Consider the following 15,849-nt stretch of genomic DNA (forward strand, 5'->3'; position numbering starts at 1 on the left):
CGGCATGCCTTCCACACGCATCCCCCGTGCGCCCCGGGTCCGCTCCCTCGCCCTGGCCGGCGCGGTCCCCCTGCTCCTCCTCGCGGCCGCCGGCACCGCCCAGGCGGGCCCCGGCGACTTCCAGTACGTCAACGAGCGCGACCGCATCGACCGGATCCGTACGCCCCAGGGCTGCCGGGAGGCCCGGGGCGGCGGCGCCCGCGGGGTGGTCAACGACACCCCCGCCACGGCGACGCTCTATGCGGAGCCGGGCTGCACGGGCAAGGCGGTCGGGGTGCTCCGTCCCGGTGCGGGCGGCCAGATCACCCCGCGGTTCGCGTCCGTCCGGTTCGAGATCACCACGAAGGCCCAGCGGCCGTGACCCCCGGGCGGCCGCCGCGTTGTATGCCATGTCAAATGCCGCAGATCCGTGCGGCGCCCATCTCAGGAGGAGTTCTTGATGTCGCGTATCGCGAAGGCAGTCGCCATCACCGCTGCCACCGGTAGCGTCCTGGCCGCCGGTGCGGGCCTGGCCGTCGCCGATGCCGGAGCGTCCGCTGCGGCGATCGGCTCGCCCGGCGTCCTGTCGGGCAACGTCGTCCAGGTTCCGGTGCACGTCCCGATCAACCTGTGCGGCAACACCATCAACGTGATCGCCCTGCTGAACCCCGCGTTCGGCAACACCTGCATCAACGCGTCGGGCGAAGCGAAGCACCACGAGGACAAGCACCACACCGAGGAGCACACCGAGGGCTACGGCGGCTGACCGGCCACCGCCCCGGCTGATCGCCGGCTAGGGCCCCCGCCGCAGGCGGGGGCCCTTCCCCGTGCCCGCCCGCTGCGCGGGTCGTCGGCAGCGGATCACTCGTAGCGGTAGAGGCCCCGGTGGCCGAGCATCTCGCGCGGGGTGGTGTTCCACGGCGGCATCCGCTCGTCCAGGGAGATCACCCGGCCACGCTGGAGGTCGCCCCGCTCCAGGGGGGCGGCGGGCAGGTACCCGGAGTCGGGATGCTGCTGCTGCCAGCGGTCCCAGAGCAGGTCGACGAACGCGTGGTGCAGCCAGAAGGCCGGGTCGTTGGGGGCCGCGCCACCGGTCATGTGGCCGCCGATCCACTGGTGGACCTTGTTGTGGTTGCGCCAGCGCTCGCTCTTCGGAGCGGCCCACCCCTCCAGCTTGTTGCGGAACCCGCCGTCGCGCGCGGTGGAGTTCCAGGGCGAGGTGTCGTACACCGGGTCGTCGAGCGCCCACTGCAGCTCGGCCCGGGTGGGCAGGGTGATGGGGTTCTGCGGCCGGCCCAGGTTGCGGGTGAGGAAGCGGGCCTCCGAGAAGCCGACTGTGATCTCCCAGTTGCCCTGCCCGTGGGCGAACGGGCCGGTCGTGACCTGCCGGTCGGCCTCCCGGCCGGTGCCGCCGAGGAAGTCCTCGGCCCACAGCGAGGAGGCCGGGCTGTTGTCGGTGGTCCAGTCCCAGTACGGGATGCTCACACCCGGGTCGACGTCGCGGAGCAGCTGCTCGAACTCCAGCAGGTAGCGCCGGTGCCACGGGAAGAACGAGGGGGACATGTGCCCCACCCGTAGTTTGGTGTCCCGGTCGGGGACGAAGTACTTGTCGTGGGTGCGCACCAGCGCGTCGTACGCGCCGGTGCGCTTGAGCTCCAAGACGGCGGCCGTGAACCGCTTCTTCTGGGCGCTGGTCAGGTTCCGCTGGTTCTGCCGGATGTACACCGCGGGGTTCCTCCCGATCCGTGGGTCAGCCGTGCTGCGGGGCGGCGAGGGCCAGCTGCGTGGTCCCGAGTTCGTCGACGGCCGCGCGGGCGAGCTCCCACGGGGTCGCGAAGGACTGGAAGTGGTTGATCCCGCTGAGGTAGCTGCCGTCGGCGCGGCGCATCACGTGCAGGGGGCGGCCGTCGATGCTGACCCCGGCCTCGGTCACCGCGATGTGCCGGCCGCGGTACGTCTCCGTCTCCTCGGCCAGCGGGGCGGGGGTGAGGGTCTGCCGGGGCCGGCGGGCGCGCAGGACGGGGGCCAGGGCCGCGGCGGTGCCGGCGAGCACCGCCGCGGTGAAGGCCGTCCGCAGGACCGCGCGGCGGGTCGGTCGTGCCCAGGCGGATGCGGCGTGCATACGTTCTCTCCCTCGCTCGGTGGTTCGCGCTACGGGGTCTAACGCGGCGCGGCGGGGGAGGTCACCTGGGTGGGCCCGGAAGACCGGCGGGCTACGGGGCGGGGAGTTCGGTGAAGTCCGCGACCAGACCGTGGTGGTGGCCGGCCGTACCGAGGGCCAGTGCGTCGGCCTTGGCCCGCTTGAGGTAGAGGTGGGCCGGGTGTTCCCACGTCATCCCGATGCCGCCGTGCAGTTGGACGCACTCCTCGGCGGCCCGTACCGCGACGCCGGAGCAGTGGGCCTGGGCGACGGCCACGGTGAGCGGCGCGTCCGGGGAGGCGGTGGCGAGCGCGTCGGCGGCCGCCCGGGCCGCCGCGCGGGCGGAGGCGACGTCCAGCCAGAGCCGGGCGAGGCGGTGCTTGAGGGCCTGGAAGGAGCCGAGGGGCCGGTTGAACTGGTGCCGGCTCTTCAGGTGGGCCACGGTCTGCGTCAGACACCACTCGGCGATCCCGACCTGCTCGGAGGCGAGCAGGCCCGCCCCCGACAGCAGCGCCCCGGCCACGGCCGCGCGGGCCGTGCCCGGGTCGGCGAGCCGGGTCCCGGGCGCCCGGTCCAGGACGACGTGGGCCGGCGGTCGGGTCAGGTCCAGCGGGACCTGCAGTTCCAGCGAGACGGCGGCCGCCTCGACCGCGTACAGCCCGGTGTCCGCGAGGACCAGCAGCACGTCGGCGGCGGCCGCGTCCGCCACCGTCGTGGCCCGCCCGGTCAGGATCCCGCCCCCGGCGTCCCGTACGGGGGCCGGCAGGGGCGCTCCCGGGGCGAGGGTCAGCGGCAGTGCCGGTACGCAGACCCGCCGGCCGGCGGCCAGTTCGCGCAGCAGCGGCAGCGCCTCGGCCGGGTCGCAACCCAGCAGCACCTCCGTCGCGAGGACCGCGCTGGTCAGGTACGGGGCCGGGGCCACGGCGCGGCCGAGCTCCTCCAGGACGACGGCGGCCTCGCGGTGGCCGGCGCCCTGACCGCCAAGCTTCTCGGGGACGAGCAGCCCGGCCGTGCCGATCTCCGCGGCGAGGGTGTGCCACAGGGCGGGGTCGTGGGGGCGGCCGGTCTCGATGCGGGCCAGCAGGTCGGCGGGGGTGCAGCGGTCGGCGATCAGGGCCCGTACGGCGGCGCGGAGGGCGTCTTCGGTGTCGGAGTAGAGCAGGTCGAGCCCGGCCGCGGGGAAGGGCGTCATGGGGAAGGTCGTCATCGGGAGAGGTCCTTCCAGGGGAGGTCCTTGTCGTCGCGCGGCTCGGCGGGCAGGCCGAGGACGCGTTCGGCGATGATGTTCAGGAGGATCTCGCTGGTGCCGCCCTCGATGCTGTTGCCCTTGGCGCGCAGGTAGCGGTAGCCGGCGTCACGGCCGGTGAAGTCGACGGTCTCGGGCCGGCGCATCGTCCAGTCCTCGTACAGCAGGCCGTCCTCGCCGAGGAGTTCCACCTCCAGGCCGCTGATCTCCTGGTTGAGCCGGGCGAAGGTGTACTTCATGCCGGAGCCCTCGGGGCCGGGCTGCCCGGCGGCCAGTTGCTGGCGCAGCCGCTCGCCGGTGAGCCGGGCGACCTCGGCCTCGACCCACAGCTGGAGCAGGCGCTGGTGCAGGGCGTGGGTGCGCAGCCCCGGCCGCTCGCGCCAGGCGGCGGCGACGGGGGCGATCATGCCGCCCTCGCGCGGGATCCGCATGCCGCCGATGGAGACCCGCTCGTTCATCAGGGTGGTGCGGGCCACTTCCCAGCCCTGGCCCACGGCGCCGAGCCGGTGGGAGTCGGGGATGCGGACGCCGGTGAGGAACACCTCGTTGAACTCGGCCTCCCCGGTGATCTGGCGCAGCGGCCGGACCTCGACGCCGGGTGCGTGCATGTCGCACAGGAAGTAGGTGGTGCCCCGGTGCTTGGGCAGCGCCGGGTCGGTGCGGGCGATCAGGATGGCCCAGCGGGCGGTGTGGGCGCTGGAGGTCCACACCTTCTGGCCGTCCACCACCCACTCTCCCGCGGCCTCGTCGAGGACGGCCCGGGTGCCGAGTGCGGCGAGGTCGGATCCGGCGCCGGGCTCGCTGAAGAGCTGGCACCAGACCTCCTCGCCGACCCACAGCGGGCGCAGGAAGCGCTGCTTCTGCTCCTCGGTGCCGTACGCCAGGATCGTCGGGGCGGCCATGCCGAGGCCGATGCCGATGCGGCGCGGGTCGTTGTCGGGGGCTCCGGCGTCCTCCAGCGCGGCGTCGACGGCGGCCTGGAGGGAGCGGGGCGCGCCGAGCCCGCCGAGTCCCTCGGGGTAGTGGATCCAGGCGAGGCCGGCGTCGAAGCGGGCCCGCAGGAAGGCGGTGCGGTCGGTGGTGGCGGGCGGGTGCGCGGCGAGCAGGTCCCGGACCCGCCGGGCGAGTTCCTCGGCGGTGGTCACCGTCGGGCACCTCCGTCCTGCCCCGGTACGACGACCAGCCGGCCGGTGGTGGTGCCGTCGGCGAGGCGCTGCACGGCGTCGGCGGCTCCGGCGAGCGGGACCCGTTCGCTGATCAGGGGGGTGACGGCGCCTTCGGCGGCGAGCCTGGTGAGTTCGGTGTGGCAGGCGAGGACCGCGGCCGGGTCCTTGGCGGCGTACAGCCCCCAGTGCAGTCCGAGGATGGAGTAGTTCTTGACCAGGGCGTGGTTCAGGGCGGGGGCGGGAACCGTGCCGCCGGCGAAGCCGACGACGACGATCCGGCCCTCGAAGGCCACGCACTTGGCGGAGGCGGCGTAGGCCTCGCCGCCGACGGGGTCGTAGACGACGTCGGCGCCGCGGCCGCCGGTGAACTCCTTGACCCGGGCGACGATGTCCTCGGCGGTGCGGTCGACGACGAGGTCGCAGCCGAGCTCCTCGGCGGTGCGCGCCTTGGCCCCGCCGCCGACGACGCCGATGACGGTGGCTCCGGCGGCCTTGCCGAGCTGGACGGCGGCGCTGCCGACGCCGCCGGCGGCGGCGTGCACGAGCAGGGTCTCGCCCACCTGGAGGCGGGCCCGGCGGTGCAGGCCGAACCAGCCGGTCTGGTACCCGATGTGCAGGGCGGCGGCCTCGGCGTCGTCGAGGGCCTCGGGGGCGGGCAGCAGGGCGCGGGCGGGGGCGGTGACGTACTCGGCGAAGCCGCCGTGCGGCAGGCTGGGGTTGGCGATGACGCGGCGGCCGTCCTCGGTCTCGCCGCAGACCTCGACGCCGGGGGTGAAGGGCAGCGGCGGGCGGATCTGGTACTGGCCGCGGACGAGGAGCGCGTCGGGGAAGTTGACGTTCGCGGCGAGGACGCGCAGCCGTACCTCGCCCTCGCCGGGCACGGGTTCGGGAACCTCTTCGAGGCGCATGGCCTCGCGGGGTTCGCCGGTGGTGTGAACTCGCCATGCCTGCATCCGGGGCCTCCAGCCGCCGTCGGGGAACCACGCTCCGCGCGCATACTAAGCGGTCGCTTGCCCTCTTGGGAACGGTACGACGGGGCTGGGGCCCGGACGGGCGGGTCAGCGCGAGAACAGTTCGAAGGTCACGGCCGGGCGACCCCCGAAGCGGGCGGCGGCCTGCTCGGCGAACCCGGTCAGGAAGTTCCGGCAGTACTCGTGCGGGTCCTGGTCGGTGAGGACCTCTATGTACGTCTTGTGTGCCATCAGCGACTGGATGGAGCGCTCCAGTCCGGCGGTGGCGTCCGCCGCGTGCGTCGGCGTCGGGGAACCCGCGACCGCGATCCAGCGCACCCCGTTCCACGGTTCGAGGCCCTGCTCGGTCAGGAGCTCGGGGAAGATCCACCGGTTGCCGGCGTCGGCAGCCGCGTCCAGCACGGCCCGGCCGACGGCCTTGTGGTCGGGGGTGTTCCAGAACCCGCCGTGCTGTCCGCCCCAGGTGTCTCGGTGGTTGAGGGTGACGAGCAGTTCGGGCTTGTGCCGCCGGATGGCGGCCGCGATGTCCCGGCGCAGGTCGAGGCCGTACTCGAGGACGCCGTCGCGGTGGTCGAGGAACTCCACGGTGGAGACCCCGACGACCGCGGCGCTGGCCCGCTGCTCGGCCTCGCGCAGCGGGGCGCACTCCTCCGGGGGGATGGTGTCGATGCCGGCCTCGCCGCGGGTGGCCAGCAGGTAGATCACCTCGCGCCCGCCGTCCGTCCAGTCGGCGATCGCCGCGGCGCCGCCGTACTCCAGGTCGTCGGGGTGGGCGACCACCGCGAGGGCGCGCTGCCAGTCGGTGGGCATGGGTTCGAGCTGCGCGGGCTGATCCTGATGTTCGGTCATGTCTCGCACAATAGGCGAGACATGACCGCGAAGGGCGGCTGTGCGAGGACCACCCCGCTCGATGTCGGCCGGCGGTCGGGCGGGGGCGCGTCGCCGGGCGGACCGCGGGGCTAGAGGACGACGACCGAGCGGAGGACCTCGCCGCGCTCCATCCGGGCGAAGGCGTCCTCGATCCCGTCGAGGGGGATGGTCTCGGAGACGAAAGCGTCCAGGTCGAGACGGCCCTGCAGGTAGAGGTCGACCAGCAGCGGGAAGTCCCGCTCGGGCAGGCAGTCCCCGTACCAGGAGGACTTCAGGGCGCCGCCGCGGCCGAAGACGTCCAACAGCGGGAGTTCGAGCTTCATCTCGGGCGTGGGGACGCCGACCAGGACCACGGTGCCGGCCAGGTCGCGGGCGTAGAAGGCCTGCCGGTAGGTCTCGGGGCGGCCGACCGCCTCGATGACGACGTCGGCGCCGTTCCCGCCGGTGAGCTCCTGGATCGCCTTGACCACGTCCTCGGTGCGGCCGTTGACGGTGTGGGTGGCGCCGAGCCCACGGGCCCACTCCAGTTTCCGGTCGTCGAGGTCGACGGCGATGATGCGGCCCGCGCCGGCCAGTCGGGCCCCCGCCACGGCCGCGTTGCCCACTCCCCCGCAGCCGATGACGGCGACCGAGTCGCCCCGTCCGACGCCGCCGGTGTTCAGGGCGGCGCCGAGACCGGCCATGACCCCGCAGCCGAGGAGGCCGGCCGCGGCCGGCGAGGCGGCCGGGTCGACCTTGGTGCACTGGCCGGCGGCGACCAGGGTCTTCTCGGCGAAGGCGCCGATGCCGAGCGCCGGGGAGAGCCGGGTGCCGTCCTCCAGCGTCATGGGCTGGGTGGCGTTGTGCGTGGCGAAGCAGTACCAGGGGCGGCCTCGCTTGCAGGCCCGGCAGGTGCCGCACACCGCACGCCAGTTGAGGACGACGAAGTCGCCGGGCGCGACCGAGGTGACGTCCGGCCCGACCGCCTCCACGATGCCGGCGGCCTCGTGGCCGAGGAGGAAGGGGAACTCGTCGTTGATGCCGCCCTCGCGGTAGTGCAGGTCGGTGTGGCAGACCCCGCAGGCCTGGACGCGGACCAGCGCCTCGCCGGGCCCGGGGTCAGGTACGAGGATCGTCGTCGTTTCCACCGGTGCGCCCTTGCTCCGTGCGATGACCCCGCGTACGCGATGCGTCACGTCATACCCCGCTCTGCTCGGATCTGTCTGGATCAACGAACGTACACGGACGGGGCGGGGTGCGGGAGTTGTGTCACCCCTTCGCTTCCGTGGTGGCGAGTTCCAGCGGTACGGCGGCGCGAAGTGCCGCCCCGAAGGCGGCCACCGCCGGGTGGGCGGCGGCGCCGCTGCGGAAGGCCACCCGGGTACGGCGCTCCATGAGCAGCCGGGTGAGCGCCACGGCCGGGGCGCCGTGCTCCGGGATGCCGAGCTGCGGTACGACGGCGACGCCCTGGCCCGCCGCGACGAGGGCGAGCACGGTGGCGAACTCGTCCACCTGGTGGCGCACCCGCGGGGTGAACCCGGCCGCCTGGCAGGCCCGTACGGTCATGGCGTGGCAGAGGGTGCCGGGGGTGGCGGTGATCCAGGGGGATTCGGCGTGGGCCCGCAGGACGGATCCCTGGTCCGGCGCCGGCTCGGAGCCGGGTCGGGGTGCGGGTACCTGTACGGGTGCGTCTGCGGGCGCGGCCAGGTACATCGCCTCGCGGAAGAGGGGTTCGGTGGCCAGGCCGGGCTCCGGCGGCGCGGGGACGAAGTCGTACTCGTGCACCAGGGCCACGTCCAGGTCGCCGGCGCGCAGGGCGTGCGCCACGGCTGCCGGATCGGTCTCCGACACCATCGGCTCCAGCCCCGGATGGCGCCGGGCGAGGGCGACCAGGGCCGCCGGGACGATGGCCCGGGTGGCGGTGGGGAAGGCACCGATGCGCAGGGCGCCGGCCGGTCCGCTGCGTGCCTCGGCGAGGTCGGCCGCGGCCTCTTCCAGCCGTTCCAGCACGGCCTCGGCGTGCCGGACCAGGTTCTGGCCGGCCGGGGTGAGCTGCACGCTGCGGCCGGTGCGTTCGAGCAGCGGGAGACCGGCTTCGCGTTCGAGGACGGCGAGTTGCTGGGACACCGCCGAAGGGCTGAAGGCGAGGGCGTCGGCCACGGCGGCGATGGTGCCGCGGCGGGCGAGTTCGCGTAGCAGGCGCAGGCGTCGTACGTCGAGCATCAACTCAGCTTACGGCTCCGGTAAGAAATGCGAACTGGATTCGGCGGTCGGGGCGTCCGATGATCGTCGGCATGGCACAGGACACCGCCCTTCACGGGATTCACGTACCGCTGATCACTCCCTTCGCACATGCCGGGAACGTCGCCGCCGAGGCACTGGAGGCGCTGGCGCACCAGGTGCTCGACCAGGGCGCCACCGGCATCGTCGCCCTCGGGACCACCGCCGAGACCGCCGCCCTGGACGAGGCCGAGCGCGAGCTCGTCACCGATGTCTGCGCCCGGGTCTGCCGGGAGCGGGGGGCGGTGCTGACCGTGGGCGCCGGGGCGAGCGGCACCCGGGCCGCCGAGGCCGCGCTCCGCCGGCTCGCGGACCGGCCGGAGGTGCGGGCGGCACTGGTGACCGTGCCGCCGTTCGTCCGGCCCGGGGCGGAGGGGGTGGTGGCGCACTTCGCGCGGCTGGCACAGGCCAGTCCCGTCCCGCTGGTCGTCTACCACATCCCGTACCGCACCGGGCAGCCCCTGGACGCGGCGGCGCTGCGGCGGCTGGGGGAGTTGCCGGGGGTGGCCGGGGTGAAGTACGCCGCGGGAGGCATCGACCAGGACACGGTCGCGCTGCTCGGTGACCTGCCCGACTCCTTCACGGTGCTGGCGGGCGACGACGCGTACCTGTCGCCGATGCTGGCGCTGGGAGCGGCGGGCGGGATCCTCGCCTCGGCGCACCTGGCGACGGCGCGGTACGCGGAGCTGGCGGCGGCCTGGCGGGCCGGTGACGTGCTGCGGGCCCGGGCGCTGGGCCACGCCCTGGCCGCGCTGTCCGCGGCGGCCTTCGGCGAGCCCAATCCGGCGGTGGTCAAGGGGGTGCTCCACGCCCAGGGCCGGATCCCGACCCCGGACGTGCGGCTGCCGCTGCTGCCGGCGAGCGCGGGGGCCGTGGCGGAGGCGCTGGAGCGGCTGCAACGCCTGGAACGGCTGGAACGGCCCGCGCGGGTCTGAGGCACGTCGCGGAATGCCCCGGACCATGGCGGGCGCGCCGGAATGCGCCCGCTGTGGGTGGTTGGGAAAGAACAGCCCGGATGCCCGAATCGGGCACATAGAGGGGAGGGTTGTCCGTTTTGCTCTCCGCGCCCGAAACCCGTGATATGGGTCACGCGGGCGGACTCAACATCATTTATCCGGAAGGCGCTTTTCCCTTTTCCGGAAAGGAATTCCGGCATTTCCCGAAGCGTCCACCAAGGTCATTTTCGGGGCCTGCGGGGGCCATTCGATCACCGGGGCGATTTCGAGCCTTGTTCCGTTCCCGAGGACTCGCTTACGGTCACGTCGTTCCCGGCGGGCAGCTGCCGAATCCGGCCGCCGCCAGGGATCCCCCCGCATCCGCACGTGAGGAATTCCGCCATGCCCGGACACGGCAAGCACCGCCGCCCCAAGCAGCGTCCGATCACCCGCAAGCTGGCCTTCGCGGGCACCGGCGGCGCGGCCCTGGCCCTCCCGCTGATCGGCGCGACCACGGCCGGCGCGGCCGTCGGCCAGCCGGTCGCATCCCCCGCCGTGACCACGGCAGCGCTCCCCGCGGCGGCTCCTGCGACCGTGCCCGCCAAGGCTCCCGCGGCGAAGACGGCCGCGCCCTCGACCTACTCCGTGGCCGCCGGCGACACCCTCTCGAAGATCGCCGCCCAGCACGCGGTGACCGGCGGCTGGCAGGCTCTGTACGACAGCAACCGCAGCGTCATCGGCAGCAACCCGTCGGTCATCCGCCCCGGCACCAAGCTGAGCCTCGGCGCCGCGGCGAAGGCGGCCGTGGCCAAGGCGAAGGCCGCGGTCAAGCCGGCCACCACCTACCCGAACAACCTCGACGGGTGGATCCGGGAGTCCCTGGCCGTCATGGCCAAGCACGGAATCCCCGGCACCTACAACGGCATTTACCGCAATGTGATGCGCGAGTCCTCCGGAAACCCGCGGGCCATCAACAACTGGGACTCCAACGCCGCGGCCGGCATTCCCTCCAAGGGCCTGCTCCAGGTCATCGACCCCACCTTCCGGGCCTACCACGTGCCCGGCACCTCGACCGACTCGTACGACCCGGTCGCGAACATCACGGCCGCCTGCAACTACGCGGCCGCCCGCTACGGCTCCATCGACAACGTCAACGGCCCGTACTGACGGGCCCGGACCGGGCGGCGGCCGCCCGGGACGCGCGGGCGCGGGCCAGGGTGCGCAGGGGTGCCGCCAGGCCGTAGCCGACGTCGCGGCGCAGGGCGCCCGCGCCGGCCCGCTCCACCGCCGCGAGCTGGTGTCCCATCAGCTCGGTCATGGTGGCGACCACCGGCCGCAGCCCCGGCTCCACGACGTCGAGGATGCCGTCGGTGGCTTCCAGGGCGGTCCGGGCGCGCTGCGCCGCCGCGCCGAGGAGGGCGCGTACGGCCGGGGTGTCCCGGGCCTGTTCGAGGTCGGCCCGGGTCACGCAGTGCTCGGCGAGGAGGGCGCGCGGCAGGCAGAGCCGGCCGTCGGCGAGGTCCCCGGCGAGGTCGGCGAGGAAGTCGACGCGCTGGGCGGCGTCCACGAACCGCCGCCAGCCGGCCGCCCGTTCCCCGTCGGGGCCGCCCTGGTACTGCAGGCCGGTGAAGGCCATCAGGCCCGGCCAGGCGTAGGCGTCGAGGTAGGCCTGGAAGTCCTCCTCGGTGCCGAAGCCGTCGAAGCCGGCCTCGGCGGTGGCCGCACCGTCCAGGAACCGGGTGATCCAGTGCGCGGGCAGCCCGCGCGAGACCACCGCGTGCGCGTAGGCGCGCAGCAGCGGGTCGGGGCTGTCGCCGGTGCGCAGCGCCGTGTCGACCCGGTCGGCCAGTGCGGCCAGGCCGTCGCGGCGCTGCTGCGGGGTGCCGGTCTCGGCCACGTCGTCGACCAGGTTCATGAAGCCGACCCCGGCGGTCATCCACGGCACCAGTGCGGGCGCGGCGAGCAGGCGCAGCGTCAGGTACGGGGCCGGTTCCCGGCGCAGGACCCGGCGGGCGACGCGGGTGTAGTCCTCGCGCAGCCGGGGGTCGCGTATGCCGGCCGCCGTGAGGGTCGTGCGCCAGGTGGGCATGGTGGTCGTGCTCCTCGAACCGTGTCGGACCGTACGCACGTGCGTGCGACGTGCGTACGGGTACACGATCTCAGAGGCGGTAGACCTTCTTCACCTTGCCCTGGGTGTCGGCGTGGATGTACCCACCCTGGCCGTACTCGTCGCTGAGGTAGGGCCGCATGGAGGGGCTCCCGTCGAAGAGCCAGGGATCGATGATGACGTAGCGCGAGGTCGGGTTGGCGACGCCGAGCTCCTGGTTGGCCGTGTCGAGCAGGCCGGGCAGCGCGTCCCAGTTGACGGTGCTCATGTCGATCGGCGGCTCGTCCGGCTTGAGGGTGCCGCCGGGTCCGCTGCGCTTGGCCTCGCCGTCGCGGTAGTCCCAGCGGTCGTAGGTCTTGGCGCCGGGGCCGGTGGGGATCGAGGCGATGACGTACTCCTCGTAGACGGTCATCTCCGCGAAGGTGGTGGTGCCCGTCTTCTGCTTGAACGCCTCGATCGCGGTGCGGACGTTGGCGGGGGTGAGCAGGCTCCCCTTGGGAGCGGCGGGGCCGCCCTTGCCGCTGGGCGCGGCCGACCTGGCGCCGCCGGTCGCGGCCGGGGTGGCGGGCGCGGAGGCGCTGGAGCCGCCGGAGCCGCCCGAGCCGCCAGCGCCCTTGGCGCCCTTGGCGCCGTCTTCGGACGTGCCACCGGGGAACCCGTTGACGAGGGCGATCGCGCCGCCGGCCAGGGCCACCGCGAGGAGGCCGCCGATTAGGGCCGGCCGGCGGCGCGCAGTGGGGCCCGGCGCGGGGACGGGCGCGGTGGACGCGTACGGGGATCCGCCGCCGGGGGTGAACGGCGGCGGCGCGTACGGGCCGGCGGGGGGCGTCCCGCCGGGCGGCACCGGGGCCGCCGCCGGTTGCGGCGCGGAGAGCTGGGTGCTCGGCGGGCCGTACTGGCCGAGGCCCGCCGGGGGTGTCCGCGGGGTGGCCGAAGCCCCGCCGAGAGCAGCGCTCGCGTCCCGGAGCAGCTGTTCCAGCCGGGCCGCGTCGGGCCGCACGGCCAGGTCCCGTACGAGCAGTTGTTCCAGTACGGGCCCCAGCGGGCCGGACCGCACGGGGGCCGGGATCGGGTCCTCCAGCACGGCGACGACGGTGGCCAGGCTGGTGGCGCGGCGCATCGGGTGCGTGCCCTCCGCCGCCACGTACAGCAGCATGCCGAGCGACCACAGGTCGGAGGCCGGGAGCCCCTCCTCGCCGCGCGCCCGCTCGGGCGCGATGTACTCCGGCGAGCCGATGAGCACACCGGTGGAGGTGAGGGCGGTCGAGCCGTGCAGGGCCGCGATGCCGAAGTCGGTGAGGACGGCCGAGCCGTCGGCCCGCAGCAGCACGTTGGCCGGCTTCACGTCGCGGTGCAGCACCCCTTCGGCGTGCGCGGCGCGCAGCGCCGACAGCACGTCGAGGCCGATCCCGATCACGTCGGCGACCGGCATCGGCCCCGACTCCAGCCGGTCGTGCAGGGATCCGCCCTTGACCAGCTCCATGACGATCCAGGGGTGCCCGTCCGTGCCGGCCGGGGGCTCGACGATGTGGTGGATGGTCACCACGTTCGGGTGCGCGAGGCGGGCCAGGGCCCGGGCCTCGCGCACCGCGCGTTCCCGCAACTGGACCGTGAGGCCGGGCGTGGCCTCGGCCGTCGCCGGGTCCGGGGGGCGCACCTCCTTCAGGGCGACATCGCGGTGCAGGGCGATGTCGCGGGCGCGCCACACCGTGCCCATGCCACCGGCGCCGAGCGGCGCCACCAGTTCGAATCGGCCGTCGACCAGCTGTCTGCCGGCCTCACTTCTGTCCATGGCGGGAAATGGTAGGCGGCCCCGCCGTCAACAGCGTCGCCGGTCCTCCGTCAGCACGCCCTGCACGGTGGAGACGGTGCGGTCGTAACATCCGCGCGGCGCTTCGGCCCCGTACAGCCGGTAGCGCTCGGTGCTGGTGCCGACCGCGTGCCGCTGCTCGCGCGGCACGTTCGCCGTGTAGCTCGCGTCGCCCGTGTACGTGTCGTCGAGGCGGGTGCGGTCCACGGTCCGGCCGCCGCGCAGGGTCGCCGTCTCGGCCCGGTCGCCCAGCGTGATGACGGTGCGCAGCCGGTCCCCGGCGCCGAGGGTGGTCTCCCCGTCCATCGTGTACGTGCGTGCGGTGCGGGTGGTGACGGGGCCGCGGGTGACGCTCTCCTCGTCGGTCCAGGTGCCCGTCAGGGCGTCCTGGTTCTCGCCGTCCGTCCAGCGGTGCACGGAGGTGTTGCGGACGGTGCGGGTGACGGTGGTGGTGACCCGGCCGTGGGAGGTGTCGAGCCGCCCGGAGACGGTCAGGCGGTGCCCGCCCTCGGTGTCGAGGCGGTGCGGGGTGCCGGCCGTGGCGGGCGTGAAGCGGCTGGAGTTGGCCGGTTCGCCCTCCTCGTACCGGGTCAGGGAGCCGGTGACGACGGCCCGGCCCTCGTCCTGCCAGAGCAGCAGGTTCGCCGGGGTGCTCCAGCCGGTCTGCCCGGCCGGAACGCCGGCGACGGACACCTCGATGCGGTGCTCGCGGCCGTCGTTGAGGAGCGCGGCGAACGGGGTCAGGTCGTAGACGACCGGCCGGACGTCGAAGGCGCGCGGCGCGGGCACCACGTACCAGAGGAAGGGGTTGGACCAGCCGCCGGTCCACACGTTCGGGAAGGGCGCGGCGATGCCGGCGAGCCGGCCGTCGACGGAGATGCGGACCTCGCGGTAGGGGCCTGCGGAGGCCTTGCAGGAGTACGGGGCGGCGTCCGGGGTGGTCATGTACCAGTACTCCTCGCAGCCGCCGCCGGAGCCGGTCGCGTACACCTCGGCGAGGATCCGCTCGGTGTTGCGCGGGGTGGTGACGGCGGGGCTGGTCAGCGGGAGCACCCGGTCGGGGGTGTCGGGAGCGGCGGTGTGCCGCCCGACGGCGTAGAAGGTGAGGGTGACCTTGACGTCGATGACGCCGGTGTAGGTGTCGTTGACGACGTTGCCGATCAGCATCTCGACGGGCTGGGGCCGGCTGAGGGTGTCGCGGTAGCGGGTGACGTCCTTCTCCACGGACCAGGTGATGCCGTCGGGCGAGGGCTCGGGGGTGGAGGTGCGCAGGATCTCGACGCCGCCGACGGAGAGGTGGCCGAGGCGGTCGTACTGGCGGCCCTTGACCTTGCCGTCGAGGCGGAGGACCACCTTGGCCCAGGGTCCGGTGCCGCAGCCGGCGGGCGGGGTGTAGGTGCCGGTGTACGGGGTGAAGTCGCGGAACTGGGCCTCGGCGAGGGTCAGTTCGCAGGACCGGGTCGCGGGGCGCTCGATCGGCGGGGCTGCGGTGAGCGGGTCGTGCCAGTCGGTGCCGAACTCGGCGGGCGGCTCGTCCGCGGCGGTGGCGGCCGGCGGGGCGGGCGGGGGCCCGGCGGCGTGCGCCGGGCCCGCGGCGGCCAGGGCGGCCGCGGCGAGCGCGAGCGCGCCGAGCAGGCCGGTGATCCGGTGTCGTGTCATGGCCCCGCAGTGAATCCCGCCCGCATCCCCGCCGCCAGGCCCGCCACCCGGACCGTGGCCGGATCGCGCCCCCGCCCGGGGGCGGGAGAGGGGCGGCGAGCAGGTTCCGCAACTGCTGCCAGGAGTCGGACAGCTGCCCGGTCGTCAGCTCGTCGGGCACCTCGGTGAGGTCGAAGAGACGGTCCGGCGGGACCGCCCAGACGTGGTCGTGCTGCACGGGCACGGAGCCGTCGGCCGCGGCGGTCCGTTCGAGGTGGCGCGGCAGCACGTCGAAGGAGGCGCGCAGGTCGGCGAGGGGCACGTGCAGGGGCTGTCCGGTCATGGACGCCGCCCTCATGTGCCCTCGGCGGGACGGTCCGGCCGAGGCGGCGGTCGGACCGCCCGGTCAGTCGCGGGAGTGGCCGAAGAGGATCCGGTAGCCGATGAGCAGCACCAGGGAGCCGGCGATCGCGGAACCCCAGGTGGCGGGGTCGTAGAACTCGTTGGCGATCGACTTGTCCAGGAACTTCGCGGAGAGCCAGCCGCCGATGAAGGCGCCGGCGATGCCGATGAGCGTGGTGCCGATCAGACCCCCGGGGTCGCGGCCCGGCAGCAGGAGCTTGGCGATGGCGCCGGCGAGCAGCCCCAGGACGATCCAGCTGACGATCCCCATGCCGCGTTCACTCCGCTCTCCCGTGCGTGGTCGCTCTCGGAGAGGAGGACGCACG

At 74.3% G+C, this 15,849-nt stretch carries 16 protein-coding genes; 4 read left to right on the forward strand and 12 right to left on the reverse strand.

The window, feature by feature from the left end; translation table 11 throughout:
- Nucleotides 1-4: 4 nt before the first annotated feature.
- Both ACFVGY_RS01255 and ACFVGY_RS01260 read left to right on the forward strand, forming a co-directional pair.
- Entirely contained in the window at nucleotides 5-361 is a 357-nt protein-coding gene (locus ACFVGY_RS01255; protein WP_385669044.1) for a hypothetical protein, read from the forward strand.
- 78 nt (nucleotides 362-439) lie between these two features.
- Nucleotides 440-745: a chaplin gene (locus ACFVGY_RS01260; RefSeq protein ID WP_385669047.1), complete on the forward strand. Its 306-nt coding sequence runs from the start codon at nucleotides 440-442 to the stop codon at nucleotides 743-745.
- A gap of 95 nt (nucleotides 746-840) precedes the next feature.
- Here the strand turns inward: ACFVGY_RS01260 and ACFVGY_RS01265 are convergent, their stop codons facing one another.
- The 8 genes from ACFVGY_RS01265 to ACFVGY_RS01300 form a co-directional block, all read right to left on the reverse strand.
- Nucleotides 841-1,704 carry a tyrosinase family protein gene (locus ACFVGY_RS01265; RefSeq protein ID WP_385669050.1) on the reverse strand — a complete coding sequence of 288 codons (864 nt, stop codon included), beginning with the start codon at nucleotides 1,702-1,704 and terminating at the stop codon, nucleotides 841-843.
- Between the two features lie 25 nt (nucleotides 1,705-1,729).
- The gene (locus ACFVGY_RS01270; RefSeq protein ID WP_385669053.1) at nucleotides 1,730-2,101 is read right to left on the reverse strand and encodes a tyrosinase family oxidase copper chaperone; all 372 of its coding nucleotides are present in this window, start codon (nucleotides 2,099-2,101) and stop codon (nucleotides 1,730-1,732) included.
- 91 nt (nucleotides 2,102-2,192) lie between these two features.
- Nucleotides 2,193-3,326, reverse strand: coding sequence for an acyl-CoA dehydrogenase family protein (locus tag ACFVGY_RS01275; protein WP_385669056.1), 1,134 nt, complete (start codon nucleotides 3,324-3,326; stop codon nucleotides 2,193-2,195).
- A complete protein-coding gene (locus ACFVGY_RS01280; protein ID WP_385669059.1) occupies nucleotides 3,323-4,510 on the reverse strand; it encodes an acyl-CoA dehydrogenase family protein in 1,188 nt (395 codons plus the stop codon). Before ACFVGY_RS01280 ends, ACFVGY_RS01275 begins: the two co-directional genes overlap by 4 nt.
- On the reverse strand, nucleotides 4,507-5,484 hold the full coding sequence (locus ACFVGY_RS01285; RefSeq protein ID WP_385669062.1) for an NADPH:quinone oxidoreductase family protein: 978 nt from the start codon (nucleotides 5,482-5,484) through the stop codon (nucleotides 4,507-4,509). The genes ACFVGY_RS01280 and ACFVGY_RS01285 overlap by 4 nt, the downstream gene beginning before the upstream one ends.
- Nucleotides 5,485-5,589: 105 nt before the next feature.
- Nucleotides 5,590-6,351 (reverse strand): PIG-L deacetylase family protein, encoded by a 762-nt coding sequence (locus ACFVGY_RS01290; protein ID WP_385669065.1) that lies wholly within the window; start codon nucleotides 6,349-6,351, stop codon nucleotides 5,590-5,592.
- A gap of 110 nt (nucleotides 6,352-6,461) precedes the next feature.
- The gene (locus tag ACFVGY_RS01295) at nucleotides 6,462-7,547 is read right to left on the reverse strand and encodes an S-(hydroxymethyl)mycothiol dehydrogenase (RefSeq protein ID WP_385669068.1); all 1,086 of its coding nucleotides are present in this window, start codon (nucleotides 7,545-7,547) and stop codon (nucleotides 6,462-6,464) included.
- A gap of 73 nt (nucleotides 7,548-7,620) precedes the next feature.
- The gene (locus ACFVGY_RS01300) at nucleotides 7,621-8,574 is read right to left on the reverse strand and encodes a LysR family transcriptional regulator (RefSeq protein ID WP_385669071.1); all 954 of its coding nucleotides are present in this window, start codon (nucleotides 8,572-8,574) and stop codon (nucleotides 7,621-7,623) included.
- 71 nt (nucleotides 8,575-8,645) lie between these two features.
- Between ACFVGY_RS01300 and ACFVGY_RS01305 the strand changes: the two genes are divergently transcribed.
- Nucleotides 8,646-9,566 carry a dihydrodipicolinate synthase family protein gene (locus ACFVGY_RS01305; RefSeq protein ID WP_385669074.1) on the forward strand — a complete coding sequence of 307 codons (921 nt, stop codon included), beginning with the start codon at nucleotides 8,646-8,648 and terminating at the stop codon, nucleotides 9,564-9,566.
- 402 nt (nucleotides 9,567-9,968) lie between these two features.
- Nucleotides 9,969-10,733, forward strand: a complete 765-nt coding sequence (locus ACFVGY_RS01310; RefSeq protein WP_385669077.1) for a transglycosylase SLT domain-containing protein — start codon at nucleotides 9,969-9,971, stop codon at nucleotides 10,731-10,733.
- Here the strand turns inward: ACFVGY_RS01310 and ACFVGY_RS01315 are convergent.
- From ACFVGY_RS01315 to ACFVGY_RS01330, 4 genes are all read right to left on the reverse strand, one after another.
- A complete protein-coding gene (locus tag ACFVGY_RS01315) occupies nucleotides 10,717-11,655 on the reverse strand; it encodes a phytoene/squalene synthase family protein (RefSeq protein WP_385669080.1) in 939 nt (312 codons plus the stop codon). The genes ACFVGY_RS01310 and ACFVGY_RS01315 overlap by 17 nt on opposite strands.
- Before the next feature lie 70 nt (nucleotides 11,656-11,725).
- Entirely contained in the window at nucleotides 11,726-13,465 is a 1,740-nt protein-coding gene (locus ACFVGY_RS01320) for a serine/threonine-protein kinase (RefSeq protein ID WP_385669083.1), read from the reverse strand.
- 27 nt (nucleotides 13,466-13,492) lie between these two features.
- Entirely contained in the window at nucleotides 13,493-15,142 is a 1,650-nt protein-coding gene (locus ACFVGY_RS01325) for a peptide-N4-asparagine amidase (protein WP_385669086.1), read from the reverse strand.
- Nucleotides 15,143-15,527: 385 nt separating this feature from the next.
- Nucleotides 15,528-15,794, reverse strand: coding sequence for a GlsB/YeaQ/YmgE family stress response membrane protein (locus ACFVGY_RS01330; RefSeq protein WP_385669089.1), 267 nt, complete (start codon nucleotides 15,792-15,794; stop codon nucleotides 15,528-15,530).
- Between the last annotated feature and the right edge of the window lie 55 nt (nucleotides 15,795-15,849).

This window comes from Streptomyces sp. NPDC127106 (genome assembly GCF_042677605.1).
In the GTDB taxonomy this organism is placed as follows: Bacteria; Actinomycetota; Actinomycetes; order Streptomycetales; family Streptomycetaceae; genus Streptomyces.

Excerpts from the sequence above, each read along its gene's own strand:
- ACFVGY_RS01255 (WP_385669044.1), top strand. The coding sequence starts at position 5 with ATGCCTTCCACACGCATCCCCCGTGCGCCCCGGGTCCGCTCCCTCGCC.
- ACFVGY_RS01260 (WP_385669047.1), top strand. The coding sequence starts at position 440 with ATGTCGCGTATCGCGAAGGCAGTCGCCATCACCGCTGCCACCGGTAGC.
- ACFVGY_RS01270 (WP_385669053.1), bottom strand. The coding sequence starts at position 2,101 with ATGCACGCCGCATCCGCCTGGGCACGACCGACCCGCCGCGCGGTCCTG.
- ACFVGY_RS01275 (WP_385669056.1), bottom strand. The coding sequence starts at position 3,326 with ATGACGACCTTCCCCATGACGCCCTTCCCCGCGGCCGGGCTCGACCTG.
- ACFVGY_RS01285 (WP_385669062.1), bottom strand. The coding sequence starts at position 5,484 with ATGCAGGCATGGCGAGTTCACACCACCGGCGAACCCCGCGAGGCCATG.
- ACFVGY_RS01290 (WP_385669065.1), bottom strand. The coding sequence starts at position 6,351 with ATGACCGAACATCAGGATCAGCCCGCGCAGCTCGAACCCATGCCCACC.
- ACFVGY_RS01300 (WP_385669071.1), bottom strand. The coding sequence starts at position 8,574 with ATGCTCGACGTACGACGCCTGCGCCTGCTACGCGAACTCGCCCGCCGC.
- ACFVGY_RS01305 (WP_385669074.1), top strand. The coding sequence starts at position 8,646 with ATGGCACAGGACACCGCCCTTCACGGGATTCACGTACCGCTGATCACT.
- ACFVGY_RS01310 (WP_385669077.1), top strand. The coding sequence starts at position 9,969 with ATGCCCGGACACGGCAAGCACCGCCGCCCCAAGCAGCGTCCGATCACC.
- ACFVGY_RS01315 (WP_385669080.1), bottom strand. The coding sequence starts at position 11,655 with ATGCCCACCTGGCGCACGACCCTCACGGCGGCCGGCATACGCGACCCC.
- ACFVGY_RS01320 (WP_385669083.1), bottom strand. The coding sequence starts at position 13,465 with ATGGACAGAAGTGAGGCCGGCAGACAGCTGGTCGACGGCCGATTCGAA.
- ACFVGY_RS01325 (WP_385669086.1), bottom strand. The coding sequence starts at position 15,142 with ATGACACGACACCGGATCACCGGCCTGCTCGGCGCGCTCGCGCTCGCC.
- ACFVGY_RS01330 (WP_385669089.1), bottom strand. The coding sequence starts at position 15,794 with ATGGGGATCGTCAGCTGGATCGTCCTGGGGCTGCTCGCCGGCGCCATC.